Consider the following 21,617-nt stretch of genomic DNA (forward strand, 5'->3'; position numbering starts at 1 on the left):
ATTGAAATGATCTTCCAATTTGCGGCTCCCAAAGGCGCGAGATCGCCCTTGAACGACCCATCAGGCTGGATTGCGGCCACTTTTTTGGCGGTTCCGACCGCATGGGCGCAGCGATCACGATCTGGCGACATCGCTCCCGAAGGCCCATCGATCACACGGACGCGCCGAGCGCCTTGCAATTCATCTGCGGATGCGATTGGAGACCGGCGCGTTACTGCGCTATTTTCCCGCCACCGGATTCGAGGAGAGCCTGATGACCGACCAGATCGAACGGCCCTGGGCCCTGATGCGCCATCACGCCGGATGGGCCGACGTCTTCCACATCGAGAAGGAAGCGGGTGACTCCGTGACGGGCTTCTATCCCGACCGTGAAACGGTCGGCCCGCCCGTCAGCTATTCCGTGCGCGCAGTCCTGGCCCGTTTCCCGACCATGGAAGCCGCCCGCGCCGCCCGCGAAGGCGCGGTGGCCGAATGGCGCAAGCACGACGCTGGCGTCCAGGAAGCTGAAGAAAAGCTCCGCGCCGCCGAAAAGGCCCGCGAGGACGCCTGGCTGGGTTGCCTGCGCGAGGCGGCCGACCGCTCGGTCGGCTGAAGCCCACGCAAATCTATTGGAAATGACCCCGTCGCCCTCAGGCGGCGGGGTTTTTCTTTGAGCCGCGCCCGCGTCTAGTCGGCTTCGCGATATTTGGTGTGGCAGGTCTTGCACGCCGCGCCGACCTGCGTCGCCTGCTTGCGGACCGCCGCAACGTCGCCTTCGGCCGCCAGGGCGGCAAGCCGATCGGTCTGCGCCCGCAGATTGGCCGCCGCATCGGCGAAGCCGGCGGCGTCGCTCCAGACTTCGGCCCTGGCTGCGGTCTTGGCGCCCGACTCCACGCCGCTGCCACGGGGGAACCAGGTGGGGACCTGTCCGGCATGGGTCTTCAGCCGGTTGGCGGCGGTCGCGACGGCGGCCATGTCCGGCTTGCCGCGCTTGAGCTCGTCATTGACCGCCTTGAAGCTGGCGCCGATCTGCTTGAACCCGGCCTGGCGGGCGCTGACGGCCTTTTCGGCGGCGCCGCCTTGCGCAACGGCTGCGCCCGAAAGGGTCAAGCTGGCGCATAGCGCGAGGCCCAGGGCCAGGCTTCGCCGGGTGTTTCGCAACATCATCTGGTCAATCCCCGACCGTGAACTCTGAACCGACATTGGAGGGCATGGCGGCCTGTCGTCAATTGGCCGGCGCGCCACGACGCTGCGCCTCAGCGATCAGCGCGCCACAGGCGGCGTCTTCCCCCAGGCCCGGATCGACGAAGGGCAGCAAGGCGGCCAGGGGCGCCGCGATGGCCGCCAGGGCGATGGCGACGCCCCCTTGGGCGATGGCGCCGCCTGCCTCCACTCCGACCTTGGGCGACAGCATGGGGCCGCTGACCGTCACCGGCGCCATGAGGCGGACCAGCCGCGGCTCCTTGGCCTGGCCGTCGAGGCGCAGGTCGAGGCGCTCGCGGCCCAGATCGATCTCCGCTTCGCCGTGGCCGATCACGGGCTCGGTGTCGAAGACGATCTGATTGGATCTCAACACCCCATCGCTGGCCCGGAAGTGGGCGACCGCGCAGCGGACCGGCGTGCGGGTCTGGTCATCGGCCAGCAGGAGCCCCAGGCCCCGCGTCACATTGATGCCGATCAGTTCGGCGAAGGCTTCGCGGATCTCGCCCCGGGGGACCACCAGCAGCAATTCGCCGTCGGCGTCGGCCATGGTCCGGTGCACCGAGGCCCCTGCGCCGCGCAGCTTGACCCGGCCAACGAGATCGCCGCTCAGGGGCGCGATCCCGCCGTCGGCGACCGGCAGCAGTTGTTCCAGGCGCGCGCCGCTGAGGCGCATGTCTAGTTCCGTCACCGGCGTGTCGTTCCGGGCGTCGAGCTTGATCTGACCAGCGAAGGTTCCCTGCGGCAGGGAGAAGACCACCTCGTCGGCGTCCAGCACCCCGTCCTTCAAGGTAAGGTGCACCCGTGCGCCGCGCAGAGGCAGGTGCGGCGCCTCGATGGCCGCCGCCCGATAGGTGAGCTCGGCGTCCATGGCCCGGATACGCTCGACCTGCAGGGTGGAGTCCGGGAAGATGCGTTGCTGTGCGCGAAGCTGCTGCGCGACAGCCAGCTGGCGCTCCGAAACCGTCTCGCCCTGGGCCGTGGACGGGGCGCCGCCGAACACCGTGGCGAGGTCGTCGAAGTCCAGCATTTCCGAGCGCAGGTCGGCGGACAGGAACGGGCGCTCGTTACTTACATCCACGCGGATGTCGCCGGCCAGATCGCTGTCGCCAAGGCGTCCGCCCAGGCCATCCAGCCGATAGATCTGTCCCTCGCGCACCAGGCGCCCCGACAGACGGTAGGGTGGCGTATTGGGCAGGGCCAGACCCGTCAGGCCATAGAGGTCCGAGAGATCGGGCCCCTCCGCCGTCAGGTCGAGGCCAAAGCGGCCCAGGTCGAAGGGCTCCGGCAAGGCGCCCTTGGCGGTGACGTGCGTGGCGCCGGCCCGGATATCGGCGTCGAAGGGATAGGGCTCGCCGGGATCGATATTGATCAAGGGGCCGCCCTCGACCCGCAGGCGGAAGGTCTCGCCGTTCAGATCGCCGTCCCCGGCCAGACGAAATCCGCCATCGCCGCCGCGGATTTCCCGGGCCGAGACCTGTCCGGCGAACTGGATACCCCGCTGCTCATCGCGCATCTCGATCCGGCCATCCTCGATGATGAACCGGCGGATGGCGGGCAGGTCCAGGGGCTCGCTCGGGCGGCCGTCGTCCTTCGAAAAGTCCCAGGTGGCCCTGCCCTCGGCGTCGCGGCGCAGACGCACCACCGGCCGCGTGGCCTCCAGGCGGCTGAGGATGGTGCGACCGCGAAACAGCGGCAGGATTTCCATCTGGATGGTCAGCCGTTCAATCTCGACCGTCTTGCCGTCGCCGGCCCACTCGGGATCGCCGATACTGAGGCCATTGACCGTCGCCGTGGGCTTCAGGGACCAGGGCTTGGCCTCGAGGTCCCCGGCCAGGATAACCTCGCGACCGGTCCGCGCCGAGGCGAAGGCGCCGATGGGACCGCGCAGCATGTTCCAGTCGAACAACAGCAGGAACAGCGCCATCACCAGCACCAGCCCCCCGATCACCCCGCCGAAGATGGCCAGGCCACGCTTCTGGCTCCGGCGCGCCTCAGGCGTCGAATGGCGTCGGCGAGCCTCGGCGGCCCAGGCGCGCAGGGCCGCCGTGCGCGCCGCGGACCGCTCGCGAAGACGAGCCAGCCGGGGGCCGAGCGGATGATTGGGGTTCGGTCGGGGCAATGGGGGCTCCAGGGGGCGTCAGCAACAACGCGCCAGATCCCCTTCGGTCTCCCCTCAGTGCGAAACCCCCCGCGCTGCAACCGCGGCGCGCAGGGTGATCAGGATGATCCGGATGTCGAGGATCAGGCTTCGCCGGGCCATGTAGTCGGCGTCGAACCGCACCTTCTCGGCGATCGGCAGGTCGTCGCGGCCATTGATCTGCGCCCATCCCGTCACGCCAGGGCGCAAGCGGTGCACGCCGGCCTGCGTGCGCAACGCCACCAGATCGTCCTGGTTGAACAGGGCCGGGCGCGGCCCCACCAGGCTCATATGACCGACGAGCACGCTCCAGAGCTGGGGAAACTCATCGAGGCTGGTCCGCCGCAGCAGGCGACCCAGCGGCGTGATCCACTGTTGCGGATTCTCCAGCAGGTGCGTGGCGACATCAGGGGTGTCGATCCGCATGGAGCGGAACTTGGGCATCAGGAAAATCTCATTGCCCCGCCCCACCCGCCGCGACCAGTGGATCGCTGGCCCCGGCGAATCCAGACGCACGGCCACGGCGATGACCAGCAGCACGGGCCACAGGACCAACAGCCCCGCCAGCGCCGCCGTGATGTCGAAGAGCCGCTTGATCAAGGCGGTGGTCCCTCAGGCTTTCGAATTGGAAGGCCGCCCGCGCCCAGGCGCCCCGATGCGCGGGCGGCCAAGACGCGCGGGGGGCTAAAATGTCCGATCCGCGCGCCGGGACCAATGCGTATCTTCGTGGCTCAGCCTTGAGCTTCACGGCGCGTGGCGACCATCCCTTCGGTCCGGGCGCGGACGGCGGGCGACGCCAGGCATGTCGCGACCGCCTCGAAGCCCGGCGCGCCGGGGATGGGCGTCACCACCATCGGCGGATTGTGATTGGCGGGGCAGAGCAGGATCTGCTCGTCAGGGCCCACCGCGCTCAGGTCCAGCAAGGCGCTCGATCGGGTCATCGCAAAGACAGGGCGAGCCAGGGCGCCGCGCCGACGAAGGTGCGCGATCACCGCGCGCTGGGCCGTCTCATCCAGACCCTGTTCGATCATGTCGATCACCAGAGGTCCTGAGCCCTCCTGCTCCAAGGCGATCACCAGGGCCGTCAGGGCGTCGGACGGGGCGGCGCCGTCTTCCTCCAGCCAGGCGATGGTGGTCGCAACCCGGCCGCCAAGGCCGGCGTCATCATTGATCTGCTGCGCCATCGCGCCAGGGGGCGCCTGTAGTCGCTCAAGGTCGACAAACACACCGCCAGGCAGCGCCTCAGCCAGCTGCTTCGCCAGTCGGGTCTTGCCGCTGCCAAGCGACCCGATGATGTAGTTGAGCGCTCGAACCTCCCGCAGCTCGAAGCGCTCTCCGCCCCACGGCCATGGCAGGTCGAAGGCGACCACCGGCTCCAGACTGGGCAGGCTCAGCCGGCCGAGCTCGGCGGCGCTCGGGGCCCTCCCCTGGGCGAGATCACCCCGCATCGTCCGGATCTGGGCGACGATCTCGCCGAGCTGGCCCAGTTGCGCCTCGATCCGCGCCTGATGAGCGGCGAGGGCTGGCTCAAGCCCCCGGGGATCGCCAGCCAGCACCCGCTGGACCTGCGCCAGGCTAAACCCGAGATGGCGCAACGCGACGATCTCGGCTGCGCGCCTCATGGCTTCAGGCCCATAGGCCCGCCATCCGACGTCGGTCCGATGGGGCGAAAGCAGGCCGCGCTCCTCGTAGAGACGCAAAGCCTTGGTCGAAACCCCCAGACGCCGCGCGGCTTCGGAAGCATTCAGAAATTGATCGGGAGCGGTCACGAATCACCTCGTTGCTGGCTGACCGCTTGGCTTGTGAGCGCGGCCCCAGGGGCCGGGTCAACAGGCCCTCGGAGGGGAAATTCCAGGCCTCAGCCGAGGGACCAGACGCGGGCCTCGGCGCCGGGTTTGCCAGCTGTCACCCAGTCGGCGGCGGCCTGCAGCGGCGCCTCCAGGCCCTCTGGCGAATTGATCAGCACCAGGGCGCAGCCGTTCATCTTCATGGGGTCGCCGAGGGGGCGCATCCTGGCCTCCACCACCAGCAGGGGCGCCGGCTCGCAGGCGTCCTCCAGGTCGCGCAGGAAGGCGTCGAAGGTCTCCAGGTCTTTCAGCGGCAGCCAGATCAGAAAGGCGGTCCGGGGCGCCCGGGCCAGGACCTCGCCCGCCAGAATGGCGATCCGATCGTAGTCATCTGCCTTCTCGAACGGCGGATCGATCACCACAAGATTTCGCCCCTTGGGGTCCAGGGCCCTGGCCGCCTCGGCGAAACCATCGCCGCAGAGCGATCTGACCCCGGGCCTGCCGCCCAGGACCTCGGCCAGCCGCGCGTGCTCGTCGGCCTGCATCTCGCAGGCCAGATAGGTGTCCCCCGGCCGCAGCGCCCGGGCGATCAGCCACGGCGAGCCAGGATAGAGCCAGGGCTCGGCCGCACCGTCATTGGCCGTCGCCACGGCCTGGGTCAGGTCGTTCAGGGCGTCCGGTCGAGCGGCCATCATCCGCACCACCCCGGCCTGCGCCTCTCCCGAGCGCTGGGCCTGAGGGCCGTGCAGGTCATAGAGGCCAGAGCCGGCATGGGTGTCGATGACCCGAAGCGGCGCCTGGTCGGCCTGCAGGGCGTCCAGCAGCCGCAGCAGGGCGGCGTGCTTGACCAGGTCGGCGAAGTTTCCGGCATGGAAGGCGTGGCGATAGTTCAAGGCGGCCTCGGCGGCAGGATTCAGGAACTTGCGGCTCTCCTAGCACGTTGCTCGCCCGCTCCGGACCCGCCGGCGCACAGGCTTTGAAGACCAGCCATGCCCAAAGACGTCGCCCACCCGCCCGAACGCCTGGAGTTCGGCCTGATCTATGTGAACGCCGACGATCAGGGCATCGCCCGCAAGGGAGGCCCCAGCGGCTTCCGCTATGTCGACGCCAAGGGCAAGCCCGTCACCGACAAGACGACCCTGGCCAGGATCGAGGCGCTCGTCATCCCGCCGGCCTGGACGCAGGTGTGGATCTGCGCGAGCCCCCGGGGCCACATCCAGGCGGTGGGCCGCGACCAGCGGGGCCGGCGGCAGTACCGCTATCACGACAAGTGGCGGGTCGCCCGGGACCTGGCCAAGTTCGAACGCCTCACAGCCTTTGGGCGCGCCCTGCCCCGGCTGCGTCGCCGGGTCGAGGCCGATCTCGGCCGTCGCGGGCTGCCGCGGGAAAAGGTGCTGGCCGCCGTCGTGCGCCTGCTGGAAACCACCCTGATCCGGGTGGGCAATGACGAATACGCCCGCACCAACAAGAGCTACGGCCTGACCACCCTGCGCGACCGGCATGCGAGCATCAACAGCCGCGGCGCGGTTTTCACCTTCCGCGGCAAGAGCGGCAAGGACCACGAGACCGGCTTTCAGGACCGTCGCCTCGCCCGGGTGGTCAAGTCTTGCCAGGACCTGCCCGGCCAGCGCCTGTTCCAATATGTCGATGAGGACGGCGTCCGCCATGCGGTCGAATCGGCTGACGTAAACGCCTATCTGCGGGAGGCGACCGGGCTGGACATCTCAGCCAAGGACTTCCGCACCTGGGCTGCGACGGTGTCGGCCGCCCGCGCCCTGGCGGGCGACACGCCGGGCTCCGCCACAGCCACCAAGAGGACCCTCGGCGTGTGCATAAAGGCGGTTTCGCAACTGCTGGGCAATACGCCGGCCGTCTGTCGCAAAGCCTATATCCATCCCTGGGTGATTGAAGCCTTCGAGGCCGGAACCCTGCCGCTCAAGGCGACGGCCGACACCCGCAAGTTCGAGCTGGCGGTGATCAAGTTCCTGGAGGGCGCGCCGCGGCCCAAGGGGACGCCCCGGTAGCGATAGTTTTGAATACAAATTTTTTCAGTCCACCCTCGGCCCTGACGACGCAGTTTGGGCGCTAAAACAAGACGTATCATCGCCACGTCATCGACAAACTCCTTCGATATATGAATTATATAGCGCGGCGCGGCGCAGCTTCCGGAATGCGGAAACGGTCGCGCCGGACTTGAATTCCAAGGAAGGACTCCGACATGCGCAATCGCCTCCCCGCTCTCGCCGCCGGCGCCGCCCTCGCCTTTGGGGCCGCGGGCCTCGTCCAGGCTCAGACCGCCGAAGCCCCGGCGGCGACCCAGCAGGCCCCGGCAGCCGCCAACATCACCGACGAGCAGGTCAACAGCTTCGCCCTGGCGATGAACGAGGTCAGCAGCCTTAATCAGAAGTTCAGCGCCGAGCTTCAGGCGGCTCCGGACGACGCGACCCGCACGCAGATCCAGCAACAGGCCGCCACCGAGATGACCCAGGCGGTCGAAAAGAGCGGCATCACGCCCACCGAATACAACCAGATCGCCCAGGCGGCCCAGGCTGACGCCGAACTCCGCGCCCGCATCGGCCAGGCCATGCAGGACAACGGCGTCGCCCCGCCGAACTAACCTGCCCCCAACTTCTGCCCCCAGACGGCCGCCGGCGTCCTCGCCGGCGGCCGTTTTGTTGCGCCGATTGAGGACAACCGGGTGGTGGTTGCGTCAGGCGTGCGGCAGGATGGGCGATCAGCCTTGTTTCCCTGCCGCCATGAGGACCCCCAGATGTCGCTGACGCTCTATTCCGGAGACCTGAGCCCCTACTCCGCGCGTGTCCGGATGCAGATCTACGCCAAGGGCATCACCGACATCGAAATCGCCCGTCCGGCCACCTTCGGCACGCCGCAGTTCCGCAAGGACTTTCCTATCGGCCGCATTCCGGTGCTGGAGGGGGACGGCGAGCCGATGGCGGAGTCCGAGGTCATCGCCGAGTATCTGGAAGAACGCTATCCCGAGCCCTCGATGCTGGGATCGACGCCGCGGGAGACCGCCCAGATCCGGACCCTCGCCCGCATCGGCGACATCTACATCATGAACAACATGTTCATGCTCTCGCCCCAGTCGAGGGCCGACACCCGCAATCAGGGGATTGTCGATCTGCTGGGCGGCCAGGTGGTGCGCAACATCAAGGCCCTGGACAAGCTGATCGGCGAGGATGGCTTCGCCTGCAGCGGCCGCCTGACTCTGGCCGACTGCGCCATCGTGCCGGGCCTGTTCCTGGTGGAGAACGTCCTGCCGTCAGTCGGCATGGATAATCCCATCCCGACCACGCCCAAGGTCGCCGCCTACTGGACGGCGATCCAGAGCCAAGCGCCGGCCGCCAAGGTGCTGGAGGAGCTTCACCGCGGTCTGGAAGAACGCCGCGAACTGATCCGCAGCGGCGTGTTCCAGAAGATGATGGCCAAGGCCGCCGCCGACATGGCCGCGGCGGAAAGCGGATCGGCTTAGCCAAGAGCCGGCGTCGCCGTCACCGACGCAGGCTGTAGCCGACCCGAATGGTGCGCGGCGCTCCCAGGGTGAGCAGGCCATCGCCAGCTCGTCCGGCCTCGATGTCGGCGTCCAGGACATTGTCGGCCGCCAGATAGATCTCAGCGTCTGGCCCCGTGCGCCAGGCGCTGCGGAGATCCAGGGTGGTGGCTGCGCCAAGGCTGCGGGTGTTCAGATCATCCTCATAGCGCTGCCCCTCATGACGCGCCTCTGCGCTCAGGCGCAGGCGCGCATTGGCGCGCCAATCCAGCCCGAGGGTGGCGGCGAACTCCGGGGTCTGGGCCGGGCGCAGGCCCGTCAGCTGCGGCGCGGCGCTTCCGCCATCCACCTCGGCCCGGGTGGCGACAGCGGCCGCGCGCAGGTCCAAGGCGCCCCAGCTCCGCTGAGCTGAAACCTCGAGGCCGAGGGCGTCGATGGCCCCGACATTCTGGCGCTGTCGCAGGACGCCGCCGGCCGGGATGAAGCCGGCGATCGGGAAGGTCCCGGGGCCTTCGCCAATCGTCACATTGGTGATCGGATCCTCCAGCCGGTTGTAGAACAACCCAGCCGACCAGCGCAGAGACCCCTCCCCGCCGATGGCCGCCTCGACCCCATAGAGGCGTTCAGGCTCCAGATCGGGATTGGCCTCGGTGATGTCGTTGCCGACACGGAACGGCCGGTGAAGCTCATTGAGGCTCGGCGGGCGGAAGCCCGAATAGGCCGCGCCGCGCAGGTGCATCGTGTCGGTCAGGGCCAGGCGGGCGCCCAGGCGCCCCGTGGGGGTCGCGCCGCTGGAGTCCTCGGCCCGCGAGTCCAGCAGAATGGCCCCGCCGTTCAGATCACGCTCGATCCGGCGGGCGTCGCGGGCAGACCAGCCGTCCAGACGCAGGCCGCCGGTCAGCAGCAGGCGCTCGGCCTCATAGGTGGTCTCGCCATAGACGCCGCCCACCAGGGTGCGGCCGCCGGCCACCCGTCCGCGGGTGAAGCCATCGCCCAGATCCCGGAAGAATTCGCGGGTTTCGCCGTCGGCCACGCGGACGTCGCCGCCGATCTCCCAGGTCCAGGCGCCGGCCACCTGACGCCAGGCTGCGTTGGCGCCATAGCCCAGCGCCGGCGTGGCCAGTTGCTCGGCCGCCGGGCGACTGGCTGAGCGGTCGGGCTCCACGGCGGCGAAGCGGTTCTTCAGGTCGCTGGTCCGCAGCCAGGCCTGGACCCGCCAGCCGCCGGCGTCGGTCTGCGAGGGCTGAGCCAGGGACAGGGTCGCCGATCCGCCGCTGGCCTCGGAATTGACGCCCTGAACGCCCCCGCCCCGGCGCTCCTCGAAGGCGTCCAGGCGGAAGGCGGCCTGCATCCCGGCCACCTCGCCCTGCAGCCGTGCGGCGGCCGAGACTTGGTTGAGGCCGGCGGGCTGGTCGACCTGGCCACGGCCGACGCCTCGGATCGGGGTGTAGCCCTCGGTGGTCGAGCCCGACACCACGGCCAGCAGATGGTCGCTCCCGAGGGCGGCGGCGGCGCGATAGGTCCCCCGCGAGCCGGCGGATACATCCAGCGCCGAGAGCCCGTCGGCCGGCGCGCGTTCGCTGAGCGCCACCACGCCGGTCAGGGCCCCGGCCCCATAGGGGCCCGCGCCTGCGCCCTTGATGATCTGGGCGCTCGCCAGGCCTTCCGGCGGCAGGGCCGACCAGATCACCCAGCCGCCAAAGGGATCGTTCTGCGGCGCGCCGTCCAGGGTCACCAGGGTGCGGCCGGCGCCGGACGGCGCAATGGCTCGCAGGGACAAACCCTGGATGGTGGGATTGGCCACCTCGCTGCCCGTTCGACGAAACAGCGCCACGCCCGGCTCGCTGCGCAGGGCCTCGTCCAGACGCGGCGAGGTCGCCAGGGCTTCAACCCGTAGCGTGGTGATGGCGAAGGCGCCGTCGCCTGGGCTGGGGGCCAGGCGCGGCGCGGTGACCTGAAGCTCGGAGACCAGGGGGGGCGGCATGTCGGGCATAGCGGCGGCTCCGGAACGGCAAGGTCGGGGTCACTTGTGGGTGACCTGGGGCGCGGTCTTAGGAATTTGGACAGGCTACGGCCTGCAACCTGCGATACTGGCGCTCACCGTCCGCGCGAAGCTTCGAGTTCACCCATGGCTGTTCCCGACACCAGCGTCATTATCTCCAGCCTGCTCGCGGCCAGCCGCTGGTGGAGCGGATCGACGATCACCTATAGCGTCCCGCGCGAAGGCTCAACCTGGCCCGCCTATGGGCCAGGCGAGGAACCGACCATTGCGGGTTACGGCGTCTTGAACGCCGCGCAGGCCCAGCAGTTCAGCGCGGCCATCGCAGCCTGGGACAAGGTCGTCGCCGTCAACTTCGTTCAGACCGACGATTTGGCCTCGCCAGGCCAGATCCGCGCCGCCTTCACCGATGTCGACGCCCTCAGCGAAGAAGACCTTTGGGGCTATGCCTACTACCCGCCAAGCTTTGGCGGCGCCGGAAGCCCCGTTTCCGGAGATATCTGGATCGACCAGGGGCATCTCACCTCTGACTTTGCGCTGGGCGGCAACGATTTCAGTTCGCTGGTCCATGAGATCGGCCACGCCATCGGCCTGAAGCACCCTTTCGAGGACGGCGCGGTCCTGCCGGCGGAATATGACACCAGCCGCTACACGTTGATGTCGTACACCGACGCCGCCGACAGTCTTCACTGGCGGGTTGAGTCGACCGCTACGGGCGTCCGCATCATTCCCACCCGGGTCGCGCCTGAGACGCCGATGGTGTTCGACGTGCTCGCCGCCCAGGCCCGCTATGGCGCCGACCCGACCACGGCGGCCGGGAACACCGTCTATAGCTGGGACCAGAACCGGCCCTTCTTCCAGACCATCTATGACGCCGGCGGCGTCGACACCTTCGATCTCTCCAACCACAGCCGCGGCTCGATCATCGACATGTCGCCCGGCGGCTATTCCTCCATCGCCCAGTTCTCGGCCCAGGCCCAGATCGCCGAAATGCTGGCCCGCTTTCCGTGGGCGAGGGACTTCTTCAACGAGCACATCCAGACCCCCGAGACCTACACCTGGTCCGACAATCTCGGCATCGCCTACAATACGGTGATCGAGAACGTCATCGGCGGGCCGGGCGCCGACACCATCCTGGGCAACGCCGCGGCCAACGAGATTCGCGGCGGCGATGGGACCAGCTATCTGCGCGGCTTCGACGGGAACGACAGGATCTGGGGCGGATCGGCCTTCGACGACCTGCACGGTAATGTGGGCGACGACACCCTCTGGGGCGCCGGCGGCGACGACTGGGTGGTGGGCGGCAAGGACGACGATGTGCTCTATGGCGATGCCGGGAACGACATCGTCTATGGCAATATCGGCAACGACACGGGCTATGGCGGGGACGGAAACGACCAGATCCGCGGCGGCCAGAACAACGACCTCCTTTATGGGGGCGCCGGGAACGACTGGATGTCCGGCGACAAGGGCGACGACACCCTCATCGGCGGGGCCGGGGCCGACATCTTCAACACCTTCGGCGAGGCCGGCCTGGACCGGGTGATGGACTTCAACAGCGCCGAAGGCGATCGGGTGCGGGTCGAGCCGGGCACGGTGTGGGAGCTCGGCTTTTCTGGCTCCGACGCCGTCATCACCATGGTCGGCGGCGCCCAGATGATCCTGGTCGGCGTGACCGCCGCCACCCTCGGGGACTGGCTCATCGCCTGAGCCCTTCGAAGGCCGGTGGACTCTGGCCGGCGCCTATGGCTGTCCTTTCGCCATGTGCAACGAGTATCTGAAGCGGGCCGCGGCGACCAATCTGGCCGAGCTGTTCTCCGAATACGGCATTCCGCTACGGATCGACGAGGCGGCGCCGAACCGCGCCCTGGATGAGCCTATCCGGCCCACCGAGCGGGCGACCGTCCTGCGCCCCCTCGATCCCGCCCGGCCGACCGCCGGCCTGGAGATGGTCGACCTGCGCTGGTGGCTGGTTCCGGCCTTCCACCGGGGGCCGGTGAAGGACTGGCGGGCCATGAGCACCAACGCCAGGATCGAGACGGTGGCCACCGCCCCCACCTTCAAGGACGCCTATCGCCATCGGCGGTGTCTCGTGCCCCTGACCAGCTTCATCGAATATTCCGAGCCAGCGGGCTGGAAGAAGGGCCAACCCAAGCAGCGCAACGAGATCAGTTGGGCGGGCGGCGATATCCGCTTCTTCGCCGGGCTATGGGAGCGCGCGACGCCGGCCGACTTTCCCGAGGGCCTGGAAAGCTTCACCTTCATCACCGGGCCGGCTGCGCCCGACGTGCGCCCCATCCACGATCGCTGCCCCCCGATTCTGACCCTGGATCAGGGCCTGGCCTGGCTGGACCTGGAGGGTCCGGGCAAGACCGCTTTCGAGACCCTGCCGCCGGCCGGGACCTTCGACATCCAGGTCAGCCCCCGCGAGCAGTTGATGTCGGCCGAGATGCGCCGCCTGCTGTGAGACGCCACCGCGCCTTGGGCGCCGACGCCGATCTGTTCTATATAAGTTCCAATGTCCTTTCCTGAATCAGTTCCCCCGGCCCCGACGCCGAAGATCAGCGACCTCGCCCGCGTGGGAGGGCCCGGCCATCAGCCCGACTATCTGCAGGGCCTGAACCCCGAGCAGCGGGAGGCGGTCGAAACCGTCGATGGCCCGGTCCTGGTGCTGGCTGGCGCCGGCACCGGCAAGACCCGGGTGCTGACCACGCGACTGGCCCATATTCTGACCACCGGCCGCGCCAAGCCCTGGGAGCTGCTGGCGGTCACCTTCACCAACAAGGCCGCGCGGGAGATGCGCGAGCGGATCTCCGCCATCATCGGCCCCCAGGCCGAGGGCCTGCGCTGGCTGGGTACCTTCCACTCGGTCGCCGCCCAGATCCTGCGCCGGCATGCCGAGCTGGTGGGCCTCAAGTCCAGCTACACCATCCTCGACACCGACGATCAGGAGCGGCTGCTCAAGCAACTGCTGGAAGCCGAGAACATCGATTCCAAGCGCTGGACGGCCAAGGCCCTGGCCGGTCTGATCGACCACTGGAAGAACCGTGGCTGGACGCCCGACCGCCTGCCCCCGGCCGAGGGCGCGGCCTTCGCCAACAACCGCGGCCAGGCCCTCTACCGGCTCTATCAGGAGCGGCTGCGGGTGCTGAACGCCTGCGACTTCGGCGACCTGCTGTTACACAACATCACCATCTTCACCTCGCAGCCCGACGTGCTGGCCGAGTTTCACGACCGCTTCAAATTCATCCTGGTGGACGAGTACCAGGACACCAATGTCGCCCAGTATCTGTGGCTGCGGCTGCTGGCCCAGAAGCGACAGAACGTCTGCTGCGTCGGCGATGACGACCAGTCGATCTATGGTTGGCGCGGCGCCGAGGTGGACAACATCCTGCGTTTCGAGCGGGACTTCCCCGGCGCGAAAGTCATCCGCCTGGAGCGCAACTACCGGTCCACCAGCCATATCCTGGGGGCCGCCTCCGGCCTGATCGCCACCAACAAGTCCCGCCTGGGCAAGACGCTGTGGACCGAGGCCGACGGTGGCGACAAGGTTGTGGTCCGCGGGGTCTGGGATGGCGAGGCCGAGAGCCGGCTGATCGCCGACGAGATCGAGCGGGCCCGCAAGGGAACCACCGAGCGCGATCCGCGGCCCTATAAGGACATGGCCATCCTCGTGCGCGCCTCGTTCCAGATGCGCGCCTTCGAGGAGCGGTTCGTGCTGCTCCAGATTCCGTACACCGTGGTGGGGGGGCCGCGCTTCTTCGAGCGGGCCGAGATCCGCGATGCGCACGCCTATCTGCGGCTGATCCAGTCCGAGGACGACGACCTGGCCTTCGAGCGGATCGTCAATGTGCCCAAGCGCGGCATCGGCGAGACTACGGTCCAGAAGCTGCTGCAGATCGCCCGGCTGAACGGCGTCTCGGCCGCCACCGCCGCCCGCCAGATCGTGCTGACCGATGAACTGGCCGCCCGCACCCGCACCTCGCTGGCCAACTTCCTGCGCGATCTCGATCGCTGGCGAGCGCAGGGCGAAACCCAGCACCACAGCCGCCTGACCGAGATGGTGCTGGAGGAAAGCGGCTATACCGACGCGCTTCGTCTGGACAAGACGCCGATGGCCCAGACGCGGCTGGAGAACCTCAAGGAACTGGTCCAGTCCATGGGGAACTTCGAGACCCTGGGCGCCTATCTGGAGCACGTCTCCCTGGTGATGGATCTCGACCGCGGGGCCGGCGAGGACGCCGTCCAGATCATGACCCTGCACTCGGCCAAGGGCTTGGAGTTTCCGCTCGTCTTTCTGCCGGGCTGGGAGGAAGGCGTGTTTCCCTCGCAGCGCTCCATGGACGAGAGCGGCGAGAAGGGTCTCGAGGAGGAACGGCGCCTGGCCTATGTGGGCATTACGCGGGCCCGTGAGCAGGCCCACGTCTCGTTCGCCGCCAACCGCCAGGTCTATGGCCGCTGGACCAGCCAACTGCCGTCGCGCTTCGTCGATGAACTGCCGATCGCCCATGTGGAGGCCGCCTCCGACACCGGCTATTACGGCGGCGGTCCGGGCATGCAGCAGCACGGCAGCCGCTGGGACGAGAGCCCCAGCTTCGGCTCAGGCTATTCGTCGCCCGGCTGGCGTCGCGCCCAGGACCGCGGCTATCAGGGCAGCCATCCGGGCCGGCAGCAGGTGATCGAGGGCGAAGGCCGCCTCGTCGCCGTGTCGGACCCGTCGGCCTCCAGCAGCGCGTTTACCCGCGGCGACCGGGTGTTCCATCAGAAGTTCGGCTACGGCCAGGTGCGCAATATCGACGGCAACAAGCTGACCGTCGCCTTCGAAAAGGCCGGCGAGAAAAAGGTGATCGACTCCTTCGTGGAGAAGTCCGAGGCGTCCTAACGCCAGGGCTCGCCTTTGCGCTTGGCCAGGAAGCTCGCCAGCACCGACACGCCGCCGGCCAGCAGCGCCGCAGCGCCCCCCGCCACAGCGGCGGTGACCACGCCCTTGCGCGCGGTGGGTGTCTCGGCGGCGGTGGGCGCTTCCATCGCCGCCTCCATAGGCGTCGGCTCGCTCATCTCGGCGGCCTGATAGCGGCGAAAGACGACGGTCTGGGCGTTGCGATCGACCGTCTCGACCCGCCAGCCCTGGGCTTTCCAGGTGTCGTGATGCGGCTTTTCACCCCCCAACCACCAGGCGTTCTGATCCCGAGCGGCCTTGGGCAAAGGGAAGCCCAGCACGTCTTCCAACTCGGCGAAGCTCACGCTCCAGTCGTCGGCCTCGTGCTGCGAAAGACGATCGGACAGGGGTTTGTACTTGCTCATCAGTCTCCTCCTTCATTCGAAGCCTAACATGCAACGGCCCCAGTGGGGGGCAGGATAGGTCCCTCGCCGAACCGCGCGCCAAAGCAGGGGAACGCGCAAGGAAACCCAGAGGAGATTCGTGCGCTTACCGATACAAGGAGGCGGACATGCAGGCTCTATTTCATGGGATCACAGTGGCGGCGGCGACCGGGCTCTTGCTGGGCGCGAGCTTCAAGCCCGACCTGACCTATGACGAGGCCATGTTGGGGCCGCAGATTCACCTGCCCGCCGCGGGCGACCGTGCCGACTGGCCAGAGCCACAGGCCTATGCCAGCGCCCAGGCCGGTCAGGTCCCCGACTATGTGATCGGCTATGACTGGACCCATCGGGACGACCCGGCGGTTGTGGCCGTGGATTATGGCCCGGCCCCCCTGGCTGAGCCGGCTTACGAACCCGTGGTCTATATCGAACCGGTCCGCCAGCATCGTCCCATGAACGTCGCCCGCGTCGAGCCTCCGAGGGCCGAGATCATCGTCTCCTACCCCTCCATAGATGGGAATATCGCTCCCCGCCGCATGACCGAAGCGCCCGAGCCCGCGTCCGCTGTCTTTGCGGATGAAACGGCCCCGGTTCGCCCCACCCACGTGGCGTTCGCCCCTTCAGAATAGGCGCTTGCCTCTCGCCTAACGGGCCTGGTCCCTCTAGAGGAGGCGCATGACGCAAGACGCCTTCCAGATCATCGCCCGCGGCCCCCGCGCCATCGCCGAGACCGCCGCCCTCGCCATCGATGAACACCCGCTGCTGGAAAGCGTCACCTATTCCATCCTGGAGGAGGATGAAGATCGCGAGATCTGGCGCATCGACGCCTTCCCCACCACCGATGAGGAAGCCGACGCCCTGCGCGAGGTGCTGGGGGGCCATGCAGGCCTGACCACGAGCACCGAGGTCCTGGCCGATGCCGACTGGCTGGCCATGGCCCTGTCGGGGCTGCCGCCGGTGCGCGCCGGCCGCTTCTTCATCTATGGCGCCCACGATCGAGGTCTGGCGCCGGTCAATGCGGTGAACCTGCGCATCGAGGCGGGCGCCGCCTTTGGCACCGGCCATCACGGGACCACGGTCGGCTGTCTGCTGGCCTACGACGCCCTGCTGAAGCAGCGCCGGTTCGCCCGGGTGCTGGACGTGGGCGCGGGCACCGGCGTGCTGGCTATCGCCGCGGCCAAGACCGGATCTCCCGTGGCCGTGGGCACCGACATCGATCGGCCGTCGGTCCGGATTTCCCGCGAGAACGCCATCCTCAACCAGGCCAACGCCCGCTTCGTGCACGCTTCCGGCCTCGGCCACCGCCTGGTGCGCGCCCATGCGCCCTACGACCTGGTCTTCGCCAATATCCTCGCTGCGCCGCTGGTCATGCTGGCCCAGGACATCAAGGGCGCCCTGCGGCCAGGCGGCACGGCGATCCTCTCCGGCCTGCTGCGTTCCCAGGCCCGCCGGGTGCTGGCGGCCTATCGCAGCCGCGGCTTTGTGCTGGTTCGTCGGTTGAACCGCGACGCCTGGACGACCCTGGTCCTCCGCCGCAGTTAAGCTCGCCGGAACCCACTCCAGGCGAACCACGTTCTCAAGCGCGACAGGAAGCGGCCAACCGCTCCGTCCGAGGAGAACGACAATGACCTATGACCCCAACACCCCCCGTACCGATCCCCCGCCGGTGCAGCGTGAAGTCGTCCACAAGAGTGGCGGCTCGGCTGGCTGGTGGGTGGCCGGCATCGTCGCCATCGTCGCCCTGGTGGGCATGTTCTTCGTCTTCGGCAACAGCGGAACCGACGACGCCGACCTGGAGATGGCCCGTGACACCGGCCGCGCCGAGGCCATGATCGAGAACGCCGCCGACAGCGCCCAGCGGGCCGCCTCCGACGCCGCCGAAAGCTCGCGCCAGGCGGCTGACAGCATCGCCCAGAGCACCGAGGCCGCGGCCGACAACGCCGCCGCCGCGACCCAGAACGCCGCCGACAGCGCGTCCGACGCCGCCGAGAACGCGGCCGACCGTACCGGCATGTAAGGCCTGGCCCTCCGAGGCCCCGGTCTGGCTAAGGGCGGTTCCGAAAGGAGCCGCCCTTTTCGCATCGGCTCCTCAAGGGCGCCCACGAGGCATCTTTGGGCGTTGGCCAACCGTAGATACTTCAAGCCCTCCGGGGCGCCGTATGGAGTAGACGACGTGATCGCCAGCCCAGTCCCCGCCCTGACCCGCCGAAGCCTGATCGTTACTGGCGCCAGCGCCCTGGCCGCCCCTGGCGCCTTCGCCGCGGCGCCGGCCAATGGCCGGCTCGGCTTTGCGGTGTTCCGTGGCAAGGACAAGGTCGGCGAGCACCTCATGCGCTTCACCCGCAACGGGTCTGGCCTGATGGTGAACACCGAGGTCGAAATGCGCGTCAGGCTCGGCCCCATCCCCGTCTTTCGCTACGCCCACACCGCCACGGAGCGCTGGCGTGACGACAGCTTCGCCAGCCTGACCACCCGCACCGACACCAATGGCAAGATCGAACAGGTCAAGGCCGAGGCCACCGGCGCCGGCATCGCCATCGAAGGCCCCGGCGGGCGCCTGACCGCGCCGGCCTCGGCCGCGCCCCTCACCCATTGGAACGCCTTGGCTCTCGAAGGCCCCCTGTTCAATCCGCAACTGGGCAAGATCATGAAGATACGCACCGCCCGCGCCGGCCGCGAGAGCGTGCAGCTGGCCGATGGCCGATCGGTTCCTGCGACCCGCTGGACCATCCGTGGCGAGGCCGAAATCGACAACTGGTACGACACAGCCGGAGCCTGGGCTGGCCTGCGGGGCAAGCTCGAGGACGGCTCGACCATGATCTATCGCCGGATCTGAGGCCTCACGCCGGGTTGAACCCCCGCCGGCCCGAAGGACGTTAACCTCTCACCAGAGAAGACCGGAGGATGCCATGCGCAAGACCCTGATGATCGCCGCCCTCACCCTTGGCCTGGCCGCCGCGCCGGGGGCCAGCCTCGCCCACCACGGCTGGAGCTCCTATGACGCGACCGAACTGGTCCGTGTGACCGCGCCCCTGACCGACGTCTCCTGGGGCAATCCCCACGGTGCGGCCAAGGTCGTTCACGACGGCAAGACCTGGGATGTGATCCTGGCGCCTGTCTCGCGGATGGAGGCCCGCGGCCTGACCCGCGAGATGCTGGGCCCCGGCAAGCGCGTCACCCTGGAGGGCTATGCCCGCCGCGACGGCACGGCCGAACTGCGGCTTGAGCGGGTGATCGCCGAGGGCAAGACCGTCGAGCTCCGCTAGGCCATGGACGCGCTGGCCGCCCTGCTGGAAGCCTCGGCCCTGGGCCAATGGGCGCGAGGATCGGCCATCGCCTATCCCGTCGCCAATGTCGCCCACCTGCTGGGCCTGATTCTGCTGGTCGGCGGGATCGGAGTCGTGGATCTGCGGCTGGCGGGCCTCTTCCGCCAGTTGCCGGTTGACCCCTTGGCCCGCGCCCTGACGCCCTTCGCCCTGGCTGGCCTCGCCTTGCTGGCGGTCAGCGGCTTGGTCATGTTCTCTGCTGACGCCGGCCCCATGGCCGCATCAAATGTGTTTCGCGCCAAGATCGCGCTGATCGCCCTGGGGCTCGCTCACGCCATTCTCTTCCGAGCGCTCTGGCGGACACGAATGGCGGGCTGGGACGCCTCGCCGCCGCCCTTGGGCCGGCTGATGGCGGCAGGCTCGCTGGGCATCTGGCTGATGGTCGGGGCGCTGGGACGTCTGATCGCCTACGCCTGAGGCTCTGCACGATCCCCATGGCGCTCGGGCGCGGCCGGGCTTATTTCTAGGCCATGCGCCAGACCTTTGATGAGACCACCGAGCGCGCCTTTGGCGCCCGCCACCTGCCCCTGATCCGCCAGGCCATGGCCGACCAGAAGCTGGACGGCTTCCTTGTCCCTCATGAGGACGAGCACCAGAACGAATACCTGCCCGAGGCCAATGACCGGCTGGCCTGGGCCACCGGGTTCACCGGTTCGGCCGGGGCCGCGGTGATCCTGAAGGACAAGGCCGCCGTCTTCGTCGATGGCCGCTACACCTTGCAGGTCCGCGACCAGGTCGATGAGAGCCTGTTCGAAATCCGGGATCTCGTGGACGGCGGCGTGCCGGCCTATCTGGAGACCGCCGCGGCCAAGGGACAGGCCATCGGCTACGATCCCCGCCTGCACAGCCCTGACGGCCTCGCCCGCGTCCGCGCAGCGGTGGAAAAGGCCGGCGCCGAGCTGAAGCCCGTGGCGCAGAACCCCCTGGACGCCGCCTGGGGCGCCGAGCGCCCGGCCCAGCCCCAGGCGCCGGTGGTCCCCCACCCGCTGGACTATGCGGGCGAAGATTCGGCGGCCAAGCGCGCCCGGGTCGGCCAAGCCCTGGCGGCCAAGGGCGCCCAGGCCGCCGTCATCACCGCGCCGGCCTCGATCGCCTGGCTGTTCAACATCCGCGGCGGCGACGTGATCCGCAGCCCGCTGCCGCTCGCCCAGGCGATCCTGGGCGCCGACGGCCGCGCCCGACTGTTCCTGGACCCCGCCAAGGTCAGCCAGGACCTGCCGGCCTGGTTGGGCAATGAGGTGAGCCTGGAGACCTCTGAGGCCCTGGCCGGCGCCCTCGCAGACCTGAAGGGCCAGAAGGTGATGATCGATCCGGGCCAGTCCTCGGCCTGGTATTTCGACACGCTGGAGGCGGCCGGCGCCGAGCCCCTGCGGGCCGACGACCCCTGCGCCCTGCCCCGCGCCTGCAAGAACGCCGTGGAGATCGAGGGCGCCCGCAAGGCCCATGTGCGCGATGGCGCAGCCCTCGCCCACTTCCTCCACTGGCTGGCCACCGAGGCCCAGACCAGCCTGCCCGACGAGAAGACCGTGGTGCAGACCCTGGAAGGCTTCCGCGAGGCTACCGGCGCGCTCAAGGACCTGTCCTTCGACACTATCGCCGGCGCGGCGTCGAACGGCGCCATCGTCCACTATCGGCCGACCGAACGGCTGAACAAGCGTACGGAAGCCGGCTCCCTGCTGCTGGTGGATTCCGGCGGCCAGTACCTGGACGGCACCACCGACGTCACCCGCACCGTGGCCATCGGCGAGCCGAGCCGCGAGATGGCCGAGCGCTTCACCCTGGTGCTCAAGGGGCATCTGGCGCTGGCCCACATCCGCTTCCCGGCCGGAACCACCGGCTCGGCCCTGGACGCCCTGGCCCGCGCGCCGCTGTGGATGGCCGGCCTCGACTATGACCACGGCACCGGACACGGGGTGGGCAGCTATCTCGGCGTCCACGAAGGCCCGCAGCGGATTTCGAAGGCCCCCAGCAGCGTCGCACTGCAGCCCGCCATGATCGTCTCCAATGAGCCCGGCTACTACAAGACCGGCGCCTATGGCATCCGCATCGAGAACCTGCAGTTCGTCACCGCCGCCGACGAGATCGAGGGCGGCGAGCGGCCGATGCTCGGCTTCGAGACCCTGACGCTCGCGCCCATCGATCGCCGGCTGATCGTGGTCGACATGCTGACGGCTCAGGAACGCGCCCAGATGGACGCCTATCACGCCCGGGTGCTGCGCGAGATCGGGCCGCTGGTGGGCGGTGAGGTCCGAGCCTGGCTGGAAGAGGCCTGCGCGCCGCTTTAGGCGCTCCCCTAGAACGCCGTCATCCTGGGCCTTGTGCCCAGGATCCCTCTCGACGCCGGCGCCCGCCC

21 protein-coding genes are annotated in these 21,617 nt (G+C 68.8%); 14 read left to right on the plus strand and 7 right to left on the minus strand.

Annotated features, from left to right (window positions below):
* The first annotated feature begins 253 nt into the window (after window positions 1–253).
* Window positions 254–592, plus strand: coding sequence for a hypothetical protein (locus Q8L83_RS15570; protein WP_300573079.1), 339 nt, complete (start codon window positions 254–256; stop codon window positions 590–592).
* A gap of 74 nt (window positions 593–666) precedes the next feature.
* On the opposite strand, the gene Q8L83_RS15575 is transcribed toward Q8L83_RS15570, so the two are convergent.
* The 5 genes from Q8L83_RS15575 to rlmJ all read right to left on the minus strand — a co-directional run bounded on the left by Q8L83_RS15575 (window position 667) and on the right by rlmJ (window position 5,999).
* A complete protein-coding gene (locus Q8L83_RS15575; RefSeq protein ID WP_305288500.1) occupies window positions 667–1,146 on the minus strand; it encodes a cytochrome c in 480 nt (159 codons plus the stop codon).
* Window positions 1,147–1,204: 58 nt separating this feature from the next.
* Window positions 1,205–3,301 carry an AsmA family protein gene (locus Q8L83_RS15580; RefSeq protein ID WP_305288503.1) on the minus strand — a complete coding sequence of 699 codons (2,097 nt, stop codon included), beginning with the start codon at window positions 3,299–3,301 and terminating at the stop codon, window positions 1,205–1,207.
* A 54-nt stretch (window positions 3,302–3,355) separates the two neighbouring features.
* Window positions 3,356–3,916: a sugar transferase gene (locus tag Q8L83_RS15585; RefSeq protein WP_305288593.1), complete on the minus strand. Its 561-nt coding sequence runs from the start codon at window positions 3,914–3,916 to the stop codon at window positions 3,356–3,358.
* A 134-nt stretch (window positions 3,917–4,050) separates the two neighbouring features.
* A complete protein-coding gene (locus Q8L83_RS15590; protein WP_305288505.1) occupies window positions 4,051–5,088 on the minus strand; it encodes a MerR family transcriptional regulator in 1,038 nt (345 codons plus the stop codon).
* An 89-nt stretch (window positions 5,089–5,177) separates the two neighbouring features.
* The gene (gene rlmJ / locus Q8L83_RS15595) at window positions 5,178–5,999 is read right to left on the minus strand and encodes a 23S rRNA (adenine(2030)-N(6))-methyltransferase RlmJ (protein WP_305288507.1); all 822 of its coding nucleotides are present in this window, start codon (window positions 5,997–5,999) and stop codon (window positions 5,178–5,180) included.
* Between the two features lie 96 nt (window positions 6,000–6,095).
* On the opposite strand from rlmJ, the gene Q8L83_RS15600 reads away from it, so the two are divergent.
* The 3 genes from Q8L83_RS15600 (at window position 6,096) to Q8L83_RS15610 (ending at window position 8,599) form a co-directional block, all read left to right on the plus strand.
* Window positions 6,096–7,130, plus strand: a complete 1,035-nt coding sequence (locus Q8L83_RS15600) for a DNA topoisomerase IB (RefSeq protein ID WP_305288509.1) — start codon at window positions 6,096–6,098, stop codon at window positions 7,128–7,130.
* A 194-nt stretch (window positions 7,131–7,324) separates the two neighbouring features.
* On the plus strand, window positions 7,325–7,723 hold the full coding sequence (locus Q8L83_RS15605) for a DUF4168 domain-containing protein (RefSeq protein ID WP_305288511.1): 399 nt from the start codon (window positions 7,325–7,327) through the stop codon (window positions 7,721–7,723).
* 153 nt (window positions 7,724–7,876) lie between these two features.
* Window positions 7,877–8,599 carry a glutathione S-transferase family protein gene (locus Q8L83_RS15610; protein WP_305288513.1) on the plus strand — a complete coding sequence of 241 codons (723 nt, stop codon included), beginning with the start codon at window positions 7,877–7,879 and terminating at the stop codon, window positions 8,597–8,599.
* Between the two features lie 19 nt (window positions 8,600–8,618).
* On the opposite strand, the gene Q8L83_RS15615 is transcribed toward Q8L83_RS15610, so the two are convergent.
* On the minus strand, window positions 8,619–10,610 hold the full coding sequence (locus tag Q8L83_RS15615; protein ID WP_305288514.1) for a TonB-dependent receptor: 1,992 nt from the start codon (window positions 10,608–10,610) through the stop codon (window positions 8,619–8,621).
* A 135-nt stretch (window positions 10,611–10,745) separates the two neighbouring features.
* Here Q8L83_RS15615 and Q8L83_RS15620 point away from each other — a divergent pair, with 135 nt between their 5' ends.
* Genes Q8L83_RS15620 through Q8L83_RS15630 form a run of 3 tightly spaced genes read left to right on the plus strand, consistent with a single transcriptional unit; the run spans window position 10,746 to window position 15,498 of the window.
* Window positions 10,746–12,326: a M10 family metallopeptidase gene (locus Q8L83_RS15620; protein ID WP_305288516.1), complete on the plus strand. Its 1,581-nt coding sequence runs from the start codon at window positions 10,746–10,748 to the stop codon at window positions 12,324–12,326.
* Between the two features lie 52 nt (window positions 12,327–12,378).
* Complete coding sequence (locus Q8L83_RS15625; RefSeq protein WP_305288518.1) at window positions 12,379–13,083, plus strand: SOS response-associated peptidase; 705 nt, start codon at window positions 12,379–12,381, stop codon at window positions 13,081–13,083.
* Window positions 13,084–13,134: 51 nt separating this feature from the next.
* On the plus strand, window positions 13,135–15,498 hold the full coding sequence (locus Q8L83_RS15630) for a UvrD-helicase domain-containing protein (protein WP_305288520.1): 2,364 nt from the start codon (window positions 13,135–13,137) through the stop codon (window positions 15,496–15,498).
* Here Q8L83_RS15630 and Q8L83_RS15635 read toward each other — a convergent pair.
* On the minus strand, window positions 15,495–15,920 hold the full coding sequence (locus tag Q8L83_RS15635; protein WP_305288522.1) for a hypothetical protein: 426 nt from the start codon (window positions 15,918–15,920) through the stop codon (window positions 15,495–15,497). The genes Q8L83_RS15630 and Q8L83_RS15635 overlap by 4 nt on opposite strands.
* 146 nt (window positions 15,921–16,066) lie before the next feature.
* Here Q8L83_RS15635 and Q8L83_RS15640 point away from each other — a divergent pair, with 146 nt between their 5' ends.
* The 7 genes from Q8L83_RS15640 to Q8L83_RS15670 all read left to right on the plus strand — a co-directional run bounded on the left by Q8L83_RS15640 (window position 16,067) and on the right by Q8L83_RS15670 (window position 21,549).
* Entirely contained in the window at window positions 16,067–16,567 is a 501-nt protein-coding gene (locus tag Q8L83_RS15640) for a hypothetical protein (RefSeq protein WP_305288524.1), read from the plus strand.
* 46 nt (window positions 16,568–16,613) lie between these two features.
* Window positions 16,614–17,480: a 50S ribosomal protein L11 methyltransferase gene (locus Q8L83_RS15645; protein ID WP_305288526.1), complete on the plus strand. Its 867-nt coding sequence runs from the start codon at window positions 16,614–16,616 to the stop codon at window positions 17,478–17,480.
* An 82-nt stretch (window positions 17,481–17,562) separates the two neighbouring features.
* The gene (locus tag Q8L83_RS15650) at window positions 17,563–17,955 is read left to right on the plus strand and encodes a hypothetical protein (protein ID WP_305288528.1); all 393 of its coding nucleotides are present in this window, start codon (window positions 17,563–17,565) and stop codon (window positions 17,953–17,955) included.
* Between the two features lie 156 nt (window positions 17,956–18,111).
* Window positions 18,112–18,774, plus strand: coding sequence for a DUF6134 family protein (locus tag Q8L83_RS15655; protein WP_305288529.1), 663 nt, complete (start codon window positions 18,112–18,114; stop codon window positions 18,772–18,774).
* Between the two features lie 73 nt (window positions 18,775–18,847).
* Complete coding sequence (locus Q8L83_RS15660; protein ID WP_305288531.1) at window positions 18,848–19,204, plus strand: DUF6152 family protein; 357 nt, start codon at window positions 18,848–18,850, stop codon at window positions 19,202–19,204.
* Between the two features lie 3 nt (window positions 19,205–19,207).
* Window positions 19,208–19,681, plus strand: a complete 474-nt coding sequence (locus tag Q8L83_RS15665; protein WP_305288533.1) for a DUF6644 family protein — start codon at window positions 19,208–19,210, stop codon at window positions 19,679–19,681.
* Window positions 19,682–19,734: 53 nt separating this feature from the next.
* Window positions 19,735–21,549 carry an aminopeptidase P family protein gene (locus Q8L83_RS15670; protein ID WP_305288535.1) on the plus strand — a complete coding sequence of 605 codons (1,815 nt, stop codon included), beginning with the start codon at window positions 19,735–19,737 and terminating at the stop codon, window positions 21,547–21,549.
* Window positions 21,550–21,617 lie beyond the last annotated feature (68 nt).

Origin of the sequence: Phenylobacterium sp., assembly GCF_030680185.1 — a bacterium.
Taxonomy (GTDB): domain Bacteria; phylum Pseudomonadota; class Alphaproteobacteria; order Caulobacterales; family Caulobacteraceae; genus Phenylobacterium.